12 protein-coding genes and 1 pseudogene are annotated in these 12,085 nt (G+C 65.6%); 8 read left to right on the top strand and 5 right to left on the bottom strand.

The annotated features are described in order from the left end of the window. Positions 1-9 precede the first annotated feature (9 nt). The 5 genes from DIE23_RS24695 (at position 10) to DIE23_RS39680 (ending at position 3,910) form a co-directional block, all read left to right on the top strand. Complete coding sequence (locus DIE23_RS24695; RefSeq protein WP_124614521.1) at positions 10-612, top strand: bifunctional 2-polyprenyl-6-hydroxyphenol methylase/3-demethylubiquinol 3-O-methyltransferase UbiG; 603 nt, start codon at positions 10-12, stop codon at positions 610-612. A gap of 47 nt (positions 613-659) precedes the next feature. Then, a complete protein-coding gene (gene dapA, locus DIE23_RS24690) occupies positions 660-1,565 on the top strand; it encodes a 4-hydroxy-tetrahydrodipicolinate synthase (RefSeq protein WP_124614520.1) in 906 nt (301 codons plus the stop codon). A gap of 111 nt (positions 1,566-1,676) precedes the next feature. Beyond that, positions 1,677-2,822 carry an outer membrane protein assembly factor BamC gene (gene bamC, locus DIE23_RS24685; protein ID WP_124614519.1) on the top strand — a complete coding sequence of 382 codons (1,146 nt, stop codon included), beginning with the start codon at positions 1,677-1,679 and terminating at the stop codon, positions 2,820-2,822. 4 nt (positions 2,823-2,826) lie between these two features. Then, entirely contained in the window at positions 2,827-3,603 is a 777-nt protein-coding gene (locus DIE23_RS24680) for an MBL fold metallo-hydrolase (RefSeq protein WP_124614518.1), read from the top strand. A 124-nt stretch (positions 3,604-3,727) separates the two neighbouring features. After that, positions 3,728-3,910 (top strand): hypothetical protein, encoded by a 183-nt coding sequence (locus DIE23_RS39680; RefSeq protein ID WP_162499716.1) that lies wholly within the window; start codon positions 3,728-3,730, stop codon positions 3,908-3,910. Between the two features lie 20 nt (positions 3,911-3,930). Here DIE23_RS39680 and DIE23_RS40865 read toward each other — a convergent pair whose 3' ends face one another. Next, positions 3,931-4,176: a hypothetical protein gene (locus DIE23_RS40865; RefSeq protein WP_011657350.1), complete on the bottom strand. Its 246-nt coding sequence runs from the start codon at positions 4,174-4,176 to the stop codon at positions 3,931-3,933. 54 nt (positions 4,177-4,230) lie between these two features. Further along, on the bottom strand, positions 4,231-5,451 hold the full coding sequence (locus tag DIE23_RS24665) for a cupin domain-containing protein (protein WP_124614517.1): 1,221 nt from the start codon (positions 5,449-5,451) through the stop codon (positions 4,231-4,233). Between the two features lie 32 nt (positions 5,452-5,483). Here DIE23_RS24665 and DIE23_RS24660 point away from each other — a divergent pair, with 32 nt between their 5' ends. After that, positions 5,484-6,026 carry a peptidylprolyl isomerase gene (locus tag DIE23_RS24660; protein WP_059817806.1) on the top strand — a complete coding sequence of 181 codons (543 nt, stop codon included), beginning with the start codon at positions 5,484-5,486 and terminating at the stop codon, positions 6,024-6,026. Here DIE23_RS24660 and DIE23_RS24655 read toward each other — a convergent pair. Then, positions 6,006-7,280 carry a hypothetical protein gene (locus DIE23_RS24655; protein WP_124614516.1) on the bottom strand — a complete coding sequence of 425 codons (1,275 nt, stop codon included), beginning with the start codon at positions 7,278-7,280 and terminating at the stop codon, positions 6,006-6,008. The genes DIE23_RS24660 and DIE23_RS24655 overlap by 21 nt on opposite strands. Next, a complete protein-coding gene (mutS, locus tag DIE23_RS24650) occupies positions 7,261-9,918 on the bottom strand; it encodes a DNA mismatch repair protein MutS (protein WP_124614515.1) in 2,658 nt (885 codons plus the stop codon). Before mutS ends, DIE23_RS24655 begins: the two co-directional genes overlap by 20 nt. A gap of 286 nt (positions 9,919-10,204) precedes the next feature. Between mutS and DIE23_RS24645 the strand changes: the two genes are divergently transcribed. Together DIE23_RS24645 and DIE23_RS24640 are read left to right on the top strand one after the other, a co-directional pair. Next, positions 10,205-10,516 (top strand): hypothetical protein, encoded by a 312-nt coding sequence (locus tag DIE23_RS24645; RefSeq protein ID WP_124614514.1) that lies wholly within the window; start codon positions 10,205-10,207, stop codon positions 10,514-10,516. A 240-nt stretch (positions 10,517-10,756) separates the two neighbouring features. Beyond that, entirely contained in the window at positions 10,757-11,356 is a 600-nt protein-coding gene (locus tag DIE23_RS24640) for a DJ-1/PfpI family protein (RefSeq protein ID WP_124614513.1), read from the top strand. 486 nt (positions 11,357-11,842) lie between these two features. On the opposite strand, the pseudogene DIE23_RS24635 reads toward DIE23_RS24640, so the two are convergent. Next, positions 11,843-12,085 (bottom strand): annotated as a pseudogene (locus DIE23_RS24635) (phosphate ABC transporter substrate-binding protein PstS); the annotation flags it as partial.

Genomic DNA, 12,085 nt, shown 5'->3' with positions numbered 1-12,085 from the left:
CCTGACGGCATGCGCGAACCTGTCATTGCCGCCGCGGGCGGCCACGTCGCCCAGATCGAGCCTTCGCGCTGGGTCGCCCGGTGGTCGCGGCTCGTCCCGGCGGGCGGCGCGGTGCTCGACGTCGCCGCGGGCGGCGGCCGCCATGCGCGCTGGTTTGCGTCGCACGGGCATCCGGTCGTCGCGCTCGACCGCGATCCGGCCGCGCTGGCCGCATTGCGCGCGATCCCGGGCGTCGACGCGCGCGACGCCGATCTCGAGGGCGCGACCTGGCCGCTGCCGGCCGGTGCGTCGTTCGCGGCGGTGATCGTCACCCATTATTTGCATCGTCCGCTCTGGCCCCATCTGCTCGATGCGGTGGCGCCGGGCGGCGTGCTGATCTACGAAACCTTCGCGCAAGGAAACGAAACGGTCGGCAAACCGTCCAACCCCGCGTTCCTGCTCGCTCCGGGCGAGCTGCTGGACGCGGTGCGCGGCCGCCTGCGGGTGGTCGCGTACGAGGACGGATTCGTCGCCGCGCCGCGCGAGGCGTTCGTGCAGCGCATCTGCGCGGTACGCGAGGGCGCGACCCCGATGGCGGGGGCGGGAATTCCACGTTACGAACTGCCCGGCTAATCCGCTACAATCTCAACGTTTACCGGTACATCAATCAATCGCGTTTCATGGCTAACGGCACCCAAGACGGCATTCAAATCCGCGGCAGCATCCCCGCGATCGTCACCCCGATGCTCGAAGACGGCAGTCTCGACCTGCCGGCGTTTCGCAAACTGATCGACTGGCACATCGCGGAAGGCACCGACGCACTCGTCGTGGTCGGCACGAGCGGCGAGTCGGCAACGCTCAACGTCGAAGAGCACATCCTGATGATCCGCACGGCGGTCGAGCATGCGGCGAAGCGCATCCCGATCATCGCGGGCGCAGGCGGCAATTCGACCGCAGAGGCGATCGAACTGACGAAGCACGCGAAGGCCGTCGGCGCCGACGCGACGCTGCAGGTCGTGCCTTACTACAACAAGCCCACGCAGGAAGGGATGTACCGGCACTTCAAGGCGATCGCCGAAGCGGTCGACCTGCCGGTGATCCTGTACAACGTGCCGGGCCGCACGGTCGCGGACATGGCGCACGAAACCACGCTGCGCCTCGCGCAGGTGCCGGGCATCATCGGCGTGAAGGAAGCGACCGGCAACATCGATCGCGCCGCGCACCTGATCAAGGCCGCACCGAAGCATTTCGCGATCTACAGCGGTGACGATCCGACCGCGATCGCGTTGATGCTGCTCGGCGGCCACGGCAACATCTCGGTGACGGCGAACGTCGCGCCGCGCGCGATGAGCGACCTGTGCCGCGCGGCGCTGGCCGGCGACGTCGCAACGGCGCGCGAGCTGCACATGAAGCTGCTGTCGCTGCACAAGAACCTGTTCATCGAGGCGAACCCGATTCCGGTGAAGTGGGCGCTGCAGGCGATGGGCAAGATGCAGGGCGGCATCCGCCTGCCGCTTACGCCGCTCGACGAGCGCTGCCACGATGTCGTACGTTCGGCCCTCGTCGAGGCCGGCATCCTCGCCTGATGCACAGGCGGCCGCGTCCTGCGGCCGCCGGCTCGACCCCTCATCAACCCGCACCGGCCGGCTCCGTCCGGCGCCGCTCCTGACGAGCGTTCTAGCAAGACGAAGGATTTCATGAAACGTTTCGCCTTTTCCTCTCGCGCCATCCAGGTTTCGGTGGTGGCGCTGGCGCTGGGCGCGCTCGCCGGCTGCGATACGCTGAACGATTATCTGGCTCCCGACCGGGTCAACTACAAGAACACCGGTTCGGCGCCGCCGCTCGCGGTGCCGAGCGACCTGAAGCCGGTGCCGACGACCCAGCAGTTCGTCGCGCCGCCGAGCAACGCCGGTCTCGGCACGCTGCCGCCGCGGGCGACGACGGCCGCCGGCAACGCGACCGACGGCGTCCCGAGCGCGCAGGATCCGCTCGGCATGCACATCGAGCGCGACGGCGACCGCCGCTGGCTCGTAGTGGACGGGCGCACGCCCGAGCAGCTGTGGCCGATCCTGAAGGAGTTCTGGCAGGAAAACGGCTTCTCGCTGAAGACGGACGCACCGTCGACCGGCATCATGGCCACCGACTGGGCCGAGAACCGCGCGAACATTCCCGACGACTGGTTCCGCCGCACGATCGGCAAGGTCATCGACTTCGCATACTCGTCGGGCACGCGTGACCGTTTCCGCACGCTCGTGAACCGCACGTCGAACGGCAACACCGACATCTCGATCACGCACAGCGCGATGGAGGAAATGATGGTCGGTCCGCAGGGCGGCACGTCGTCGCGCTGGGAAGAGCGTCCGCGCAACCCGGTGCTCGAGGCCGTGTTCCTGTCGAAGCTGATGCAGAAGTTCGGCCTGAGCGACGCGCAGGCGAAGCAACTGCTGACCGATGCACGTCCCGCGACGGCACCGGCGCAGGTCAGCGACACCAGCAGCGGCGCCGCGACGCTGCAGCTGGCAGAATCGTTCGACCGCGCCTGGCTGCGCGTCGGTCTCGCGCTTGACCGCACCAACTTCGCGGTCGACAATCGCGACCGCGAGAAGGGCCTGTACACGGTCCGCTACGCGAACACGATGGAAGAGCTCAAGCGTGACGGGCTGTTCGGCAAGCTGTTCTACGGCGGCCCGTCGGCGGCCAAGCCGGGCAAGGAGTACCTGGTCAACGTGCGGGCGCAGGGCAATGGCGGCACGCAGGTCGCGGTGGTCGACGCGAACGGCCAGGTCGACAACTCGTCGGACGCGCAGCGGATCATTTCGCTGTTGCACGCCCAGCTGAACTGAGCGCGTGCGCTTCGCCAGCCTCGGTAGCGGCAGCGAAGGCAACGCGCTGGTCGTCGAGGTCTCGAGCGGGACGACGACCACCCGCGTGCTGCTTGACTGCGGTTTTTCAGCGAAGGAGGTCGAGCGCCGTCTCGGCCGCCTGAATCTCGGCATCGACGATCTCGATGCGATCCTCATCACCCACGAACACAGCGACCACGTTGGCAGCGCGCTGACGCTCGCGCGGCGCGGGTCGCTGCCGCTCTACATGAGCTGGGGCACGGCGCGCGCGGTGGGCGCGGACGAGGCCGATGTCGATCTCCACGTGTTGTGGGGCGACGAGACGGCCGCGATACGCGATCTGGCCGTGATGCCCTATACGGTGCCCCACGACGCGCGGGAACCGCTCCAGTTCGTCTTCATGGACGGTTGCCGCCGGCTTGGCGTGCTGACCGACGTCGGGATGACCACGCCGCACATCACGACCGTCTTGAGCGGCTGTGACGCGCTGGTGCTCGAATCCAACCACGATACCGCGATGCTCGCCGGGAGCCGCTATCCGCAGTCGCTGAAGGCGCGGATCGGCGGCAATCACGGCCACCTGAGCAACGATGCCGCCGCCGGCATCCTCGCATCGCTCGAACGCAGCCGCCTCCAGCACCTGGTCGCCGCGCACCTGAGCCAGCAGAACAACCGGCCCGAGCTGGCCCGCCAGGCGTTGGCCGGCGTGCTGGGAACGGACGGGGAGGAAGTGGTCGTGGCCACGCAGGACGGGGGCTTCGACTGGCTGACGCTCGGTTGAGCGGGTGTAGAGGGGGCGCAGGAAGGGGCGGGACGGCATCTTGGCCTGCTTGCCTGCCGGGCGCGATGCACGAAACCAACAGACGTAAAAAAACCGGCCCGAAGGGCCGGTTTTTTTTCAGCTGATGCTGAGGCTTACTGGCTTGCGCCCGAAGCCGGAGCAGCCGTCGCTGCCGAAGCAGCCGACGCCACAGCAGCAGCTGCGTCGCTCGCAGCAGCCGTCGCCGACGAAGCAGCAGCCGAAGCGTCGCTCGCAGCACCAGCAACTGCCGAAGCAGCCGACGAAGCAGCAGCCGATGCGTCGCTAGCAGCCGACGAAGCAGCTTGATCAGCGCTCTTGTTGCAAGCAGCCAGTGCAACAGCAGCCAACAGGGAAGCTACGAGGAGGGATTTCTTCATGATCACGTCCTTTTATGGTTAAAGGTAAGCAACAGCGCGAAACAATACCGGTAATGTGCTCCAACACCGACCTGGGCCGCTGGTGGAGACGCACTTCTAGAGCGTGAATCTTCCCTACGGCTTGGGCGGAAATTATATGCACTTTCCTATCGACCGTCGACAAATGCGGGGTCAATACGTTGTCTTTCCCATACAGAATTTGATCTGTACGGGCATACGGGGCGGTCCACTAAATCCGGTTTCCGACCCGTAGCCAGCCCGCACAATACCACTCGTGCAGCAAGGCTGTCATTGAGGGAACCCGAGATAGTGTTACAAACCGTTTCGCCTCCATGTGACGCAGATTGGCCAGTTCGGGCAGCCATTCGCCGGCTTGCTCGAGCGGTTCTTCCTCGCCATTAATGAAGTACGAGCGCGCGTTATACATCAATGCGGCGCGTCTGTCGAGATGCACGCCCCGGCGCGACGCCTGCGTGACGAACGCGGCCTCGGACAGCGGGCGTGCCGGCGGCTCGAATACCACGTTCGATTTGGGCTCGCTCAGGTAGCAGCCGAGGAATTCGGCGACGTCGCGCTTGCGCCAGCGGATCGCATCGACGATCTCGGCGACGCGCTCGACCATCGCCGGCGGCAGCTGCGCAGGGGTGTCGACCGCCGGCTGCTTCGGGTCGCGGTACAGCGCGTCCCCGCGCTCGTCGCGCAGGCCGCCGCGTTCCGCGAGGTAGTACAGGAATTGCGCGCCCAGCTCCCCGGCGGACGGTGCCCGGAAGCCGATCGAGCAGGTCATGCATTCGCCTTCGGCCACGCCGTCGTGCGCGATGTGCGGCGGCAGGTACAGCATGTCGCCCGGCTCCAGCACCCACTCGTCGCTCGGCTCGAAATGCTCGAGGATCTTCAGCGGCACGTCCGGTTGCAGCGACAGGTCCTTCTGCGCGCCGATGCGCCAGCGGCGCCGGCCTTCGACCTGCAGCAGGAATACGTCGTACGAGTCGAAGTGCGGGCCGACGCCGCCGCCGTCCGTCGCGTACGAAATCATCAGGTCGTCGAGGCGCGCGTCCGGGATGAAGCGGAAACGGTCGAGCAACGCGCGCGCCGCGTCGACGTGCAGGTCGAGCCCCTGCACGAGCAAGGACCAGGACTTGCGCGAAACGGCAGGCAGCGCACCCGGCTCGAACGGACCGTGCGCCAGTTGCCACTTGTTACGAAAATGAGTGATCAGTCGCGCTTCGGCGTCATAGTCGGCTGCCAGCTCGAACAGTGCGTCGCGCGTGACCGGCGGCTTCACGCCGGGAATCGCCTGGCGGATCAGCAGCGGCTTCTTCTGCCAGTAGCGGCGCATGAATTGCGCCGGCGAGAGGCCGCCGAGCAGCGGCGTGGGAAGATCGGAAGGCGGCGCGCCGAGCGGGGCGGCAGCGGCATCCCGCGGTTCGGCTTGAGACCGGTTGCGCATCGTATAATGAGAGTTGTATTTGGGAGAATTGGATGAAAATCGCAAAAAACACCGTCGTGTCGGTCACTTACAAACTGTCGGATGCGCAAGGCAATCTGATCGAGGAAAGCGACGAGCCGATGGTTTATCTGCACGGCGGCTATGATGGCACGTTCCCCAAGATCGAGGAACAGCTCGACGGTCAGGAGCCCGGTTACCAGGCGCAGATTCAGCTCGAGCCGCAGGACGCGTTCGGCGACTACGATCCCGAACTCGTGAAGATCGAGCCGCGCGATCGTTTTCCGGAGCCGATCGAAGTGGGCATGCAGTTCGAAGGCACGCCGGAGGACGGCGACGAGGAAGTGGATTCGCTGATCTATACGGTCACGGACATCGCCGAAGACAAGGTCGTGCTCGACGGCAACCACCCGCTCGCGGGCATGGCGCTGCGTTTCGCGCTCACGGTCAAGGACGTTCGCGAAGCGACCGAGGACGAGATCGAGCATGAGCACGCGCACGGCGCGGAAGGCCTCGAAATCGTCGACGAGGACGAAGACGAGGACGGCGACGCACCGTCAGGGCGTACCCTGCACTGAACTGGCAGGCAGGCCGGGCGCCGGCCCTGAGGCAGGGGGCGGCGCGGGCCACGAGGCGCCGCCCGGCGTCGTGCCGTCGCCCTGTAGCGGCGGCGCGACCGACGACGAGTCGGGCAGTGCCGGCAAGGCCGGAATCTCCGGCATCTGCGGCAGCGGGACAGCGTCGCGCGGCACGACCGGCAGGGCGGGCGGGATCGGAAGGTTCTTCGGGACGTCCTGCACGCTCACGTTGAAGATCGTCCGCCGTGCCGGCGACACGTTGACCTTCACCCACTGATTCGCCGGATGACGCGGTCCGATCGCGACGCGGGTCACGTTTCCGACCAGCGCACCGTCGTCCGCATGCAGCGGGCGATCGATCAGGAAGCCGTTCGCAAGCGGCTCGCTGCTCGTGTGCATCACCAGGATCGGGCCACGGAATGTCGCCGCCGCCTTCACCAGCGTTCGTTTCAGTTCACGGAAGCCGTCGCGGACGCGCGGCCGGTTGAAACGCAACCACGCAAAGCGTTCGGCACGCTCATAGCGATCGAACTGCGGATCGCCTTCGAAAATCACCACCATGGCGCGCGCTTCGCGCCGCTTCGCATATTCGGCCGCGTGGTCGATCCAGAAGCCGTTCGCGATGATGCGATCCTCGAATTCGCCGTTCCGGCCACCGGCCGTCAGATAGTGGTTGTTCGGCGCCGGTGCGTTCAGCGCGACGTAGACGACGTCGTCATGCATCCAGCGCGCGTTTTCACGATAGGGCCGGAACCGGGCGACTTCACTTTCGCGCGTGATCTGCAGCGCGCCGGGGTCGGGCAGTGCCGCGTCGGCCAATAGCGTCTGCCGCAGGAAGTCCAGACGTTCGACCGGGTCGTAGCTGCCGCCGGCCGCCGTGTTGCACGTCACCCAATCGTCGTGGCCGGGAATGAACACGAGCGGCACGCGCGATGCGTCCAGGATCGCGCCGCGCTGCGTGTACAGCGAGTCGCGGCACGCTTCCTTCGCACCCTTGATGTCGCCTGCATAGACGACAAAGGCCAGATTGCGCTCGAGTGCGATCGATTCGAACAGCCGCTGCGCGGCCGGCTCGTCGGCCGGCGCGTCGATGACGCCCGACACGATCGCGAACGAGTAGGGGGCCGCGGCACGCTTGGGCGGCGCCGCGAGCGCGCCGGCCTGGGCCAGCGCGAGCACCGCCGCGATCAGCGCAGCGGCGGCGGCACGGGCCGGCCGGCCCGACGGGAGGCGTTTATGCGTGCCCGTCGGCATCGTGCGAGCGGACGAGCGTGCGCAGTTCGTACAGCAGGTCGAGCGCGTCGCGAGGCTTGAGATCGTCGGGATCGATCTCGCGCAGCTTCTCGAGTGCCGGATGCGGGACGTCGGCCGGCGCCGGCGCATCCGCGCATTCGAGTTCGTCGGCCGCGGCGGGCGGCGCGCTGAACAGGTCAAGCTGCGGCGTGTGCTGCGTGGCCGACTGCTGTTCGAGATACGCGAGATGCTTGCGCGCGGCGCGGATCACCGGCGCCGGCACGCCCGCGAGCTGCGCAACCTGCAGCCCGTAGCTCTGGTTCGCCGGGCCTTCGTTGACCGCGTGCAGGAACACGATGCCGTGGCCGTGCTCGACGGCCGACAGGTGGACGTTCGCCGCTTGCGGGAATTCGGCCGGCAGCTGCGTCAGTTCGAAGTAGTGCGTCGCGAACAGCGTGTAGCAGCCGTTTTGCGCGAGCAGATGACGCGCGATGGCCCACGCGAGCGCGAGGCCGTCGAACGTCGACGTGCCGCGGCCGATTTCGTCCATCAGCACGAGGCTTTGCGGCGTCGCGTCGTTGAGGATCGCTGCCGCTTCGGTCATCTCGACCATGAAGGTCGAGCGGCCGCCGGCGAGGTCGTCGGCCGCGCCGATCCGCGTGAAGATCCGGTCGATCGGGCCGAAGCAGGCCGACTTCGCGGGCACGTAGCTGCCGACGTAGGCCATCAGCGCGATCAGCGCCGTCTGCCGCATGAACGTCGACTTACCGCCCATGTTCGGACCGGTGATCAGCAGCAGCTTGCGCTCGGCGCCGAACCGGCAGTCGTTCGCGATGAACTGCTCGACCTGCGCTTCGACGACCGGGTGGCGACCTTGTTCGATCTCGATGCCGATCTCGTCGGTGAAGGCGGGGGCGACCCAGTCGAGCGTGCGGGCGCGCTCGGCGAACGCGGCGAGCACGTCGAGCTCCGCGAGCGCGGACGCGACACGCTGACACTCGGGAATGAACGGCAGCAGCGCCTGCAGCACGCCGTCGTACAGCGCGCGCTCGCGGGCCAGCGCGCGTTCCTGCGCGGACAGCGCCTTGTCCTCGAAGGTCTTCAGTTCGGGCGTGATGTAGCGCTCGGCGTTCTTCAGCGTCTGGCGGCGGCGGTAGTCGTCGGGCACCTTGTCGGTCTGGCCGCGCGTGACCTCGATGTAGAAGCCGTGCACCTTGTTGTATTCGACGCGCAGGTTCGCGATGCCCGTGCGGGTGCGCTCGCGCGCCTCGAGATCGATCAGGAACTGCCCGCAGTTCTCGGAGATGTCACGCAGTTCGTCGAGCTCCGCATCGTAGCCGCGCGCGATCACGCCGCCGTCGCGCACCATCGCGGCAGGCTCGGGGGCGATCGCGCTCGTCAGCAGGTCGAGGCATTCGGCGGGCGGCGCGAGCGCCGCGTCGACGCGCGTGAGCGCATCCGCGTTCGCGACGATCGCGCTGATCCGCTCGCGCAGCGCCGGCAGCGCGGCGAACGTGTCGCGCAGGCTCGACAGGTCGCGCGGTCGCGCGGACAGCAGCGCGAGACGCCCGGTGATCCGTTCGACGTCGGCGATCTGGCGCAGCGCGCTGCGCAGTGCGTCGAGGCTCGCGTTCGCGGGCGCCTCGAGCAGTGCGCCGATCGCCTGCTGGCGCGACTGCGCGGCGACCGACGCGCGCGGCGGGTGATGCAGCCAGTGACGCAGCAGGCGGCTGCCCATCGTCGTGCAGCAGGTGTCGAGCAGCGAATACAGCGTCGGCGATTCGGTGCCGCGCAGCGTTTCGGTCAGCTCGAGATTGCGGCGCGTTGCCGGATCGAGCCCGATGTACTCGGTTTCGTTCTCGACCTTCAGGCTGCGCACGTGACGCAGTTGCTGGCCCTGCGTGGCCGCCGCGTACAGCAGCAGCGCGCCTGCCGCGCCGCATGCGCTCGTCAGCGAATGCGCGCCGAAGCCGTCGAGCCCCGCGACGTCGAGCTGGTCGCACAGGCGCTGCGTGCCCGATGCGATGTCGAAGTGCCAAGCCGGCACGCGCTTGATCGCGCCGGCGCCCGCGGGCACGGCGTCGGTCGCGCCATCCGCCGTCAGGATTTCGGCCGGGCGGATGCGTTCGAGTGCGGCGCCGAGCTGGTCGGGTTCGATTTCGGCGAGCCGCAGCGCGCCGCTCGCGAGGTTCAGCCACGCGAGGCCGATATTGACCGCGACGCCACGCTTGTTGTGGCCCGTGCACATCGCGAGCAGGTAGACGTCGTTCTTGTCGGACAGCAGTGCCGCATCGGTCAGCGTGCCGGGCGTGACGACACGCACGACCTTGCGCTCGACCGGCCCCTTCGACGTCGCGGGGTCGCCGATCTGCTCGCAGATCGCGACCGATTCGCCCATCTTCACGAGCTTCGCCAGATACTGTTCGACCGCGTGATGCGGGACGCCGGCCATCTTGATCGGCGTGCCGGCCGATGCGCCGCGCTGCGTGAGGGTCAGGTCGAGCAGGCGTGCCGCTTTCTCCGCATCCTCGAAGAACAACTCGTAGAAGTCGCCCATCCGGTAGAAGACGAGCGTGTCGGGGTGATCGGCCTTGATGCGAAGGTACTGCTGCATCATCGGGGTGTGGCCAGCAAAGGCCTCGGGCGACAGCGTGGTCATAGATCCGGCATGAAGTTGTTGCTTGAGTTGCCCGAGTTTACCAGTGGCTTCGATGTGCAAGCGCGAAGTTGGCCGTTTGGCCGGTTGCAGATACCGGGATCGGCTGCGATCAATGTCCCCGCCTCGGCTTCAGTGCCCCGACCCGGCGCATGGCGATACGGGAACAATCCATAACGTAGTGCTAACCCCGAAGCGACCGTTGCGGCCAGACAATCTGGCGTGTGATTGTCTGAGGGCACTGTCTCAGGCGTAGTTTCCGTGCTCGGTCGGAAGACGCTTCACGACTGTGAAATTCAAGGAAATGTCGAAGCGCGCCTGGTTGATACTGTATGTCACAGGTGTGCTCGCAATTTTCAATTTCTTCGTCTTCTGGAGCGCCGCTGCCTACCTAGGCGGTGATGCCGTGAACGGTTGTGTGCAGGATTTGCATTACATTGTTTGCGCGCATGGTTCATGTCACGGGGTCACCAAATCGATCTGGGAGTACAGCTATTGGCATGCAATATCTACTTTTGCGGGTAAGGCCTTGGACTTTGTCGACGGTGCAATCCTAATGAACACCGGGGATATCGTCATTGATTTCGACGCCGACGTTTAACGGCCGAACCCCAGAAGGGCGGGCGTGGATCTTGGCGTAGTTTTATGGGCTGCGGCGGGTTTCGTGCTCATGTGACCTGGGGAAAGTTGCTTTGCCAGTTGGAGTTTGCCAGTGGTTTGGAAGCCGAAGTTCGCCGTTAGGACGAGGGCGCTGGCAGTAACAGTGAGTTGTCTGGAGAGCAGAGCCGATCGTCACGGCATTCTGGCAATATGCTTCGACTGACCTGAGATAGGGTGTCCCATGCACATCGCGATCGTGACCTTCCAAGGCTTCAACGAACTCGACTCCCTCATTGCACTTGGCGTGCTCAATCGAATCAAGAAGCCCAACTGGCGGGTCACACTTTCATGCCCGGAGCATTCCGTTACCTCGATGAATGGTGTGACAGTACAGGCGCAGTCAACCTTGGCGGACGCTTGCAAGGCAGATGCCGTCATCATTGGGAGCGGTATTCAAACCCGGGAGGTCGTCAACAACGCGGCACTGATGGAGCAGCTCAAGCTCGATCCTGCACGGCAGCTTATCGGTGCGCAATGTTCGGGCACGTTGGTTCTGGCGAAGCTCGGCTTCCTCGGCAAAATCCCGGCCTGCACGGATCTCACAACCAAACCTTGGGTGATCGAGGCAGGCGTCGACGTTGTAGATCAGCCATTCTTCGCTCAAGGTAACGTCGCGACTGCGGGCGGCTGCTTTGCTTCGCAGTATTTGGCCGCATGGATCATTGCGCGCATCGAAGGCGAGGACGCCGCGCGGAGCGCGCTGCACTACGTTGCGCCAGTCGGGGAGAAGGAAGCGTATGTTTCTCGAGCGCTGGCGAACATCAAGCGTTACTTGCTGTAGCGCGATAAAAAATGGCATTGCCTCCACCGCAGTGAGCGGGAGTCAACGGCAATGCAGTGTTCCCGACGACAGCGTCTCCGGATGGCCCGGATGCAACCGCACCTATACCTGGCTGCGATGTCGAGGCGGGGGTGAGAATGTTCGACGCCTTATTGAGACAGAGCCAGTCAGTGGCGCCGGGTCGCTGGGGATCACGCTCTGACAGCCAGTTCGTACCGCACAGACGGCAGCGATACTGTCGCACCACTATTGCTGGCCGTCCTAGTGGTCGCAATTTTCTTGGCTTGTGCAACTCCACCAGTTCGTCATGTGCGACCTGATCTGGGATCGTGCACATTCTCGTGCAAGCTTGGCAAGGCATTTGCGCTAGCCTCTCAAGAACACATCGGCTCGGTGAAGCATTTCTTCGCCCATGGCTCAAATCGAAGGGACGTTCTACTTCGTCACGGGGCGAGTGCGGTCGGACTCACGTCGCACCCGGTGCGCTCAGTTTGCAATTGCCTTACCGGAGGCATCCTTGATTTTTGCTTTCCATTGCTTGTGGATCTCGGACACCACTGAATCTGGAAGCGAGATGTAGTCCAGATCTGTCGCGGCCTGGTTGCCGTTGTGGAATGCCCAGTCGAAGAACTTCAGCGTTTCCGCACCTTGTTCCGGCTTGTCCTGCTTCGCGTGCAGCAGCACGAACGTCGCGCCGACGACCGGCCATGCTTCCTTGCCCGGCTGGTT

Origin of the sequence: Burkholderia sp. Bp9143, from assembly GCF_003853645.1 — a bacterium.
Taxonomy (GTDB): domain Bacteria; phylum Pseudomonadota; class Gammaproteobacteria; order Burkholderiales; family Burkholderiaceae; genus Burkholderia.
This window is presented reverse-complemented; position numbering and strand designations above follow the sequence as displayed.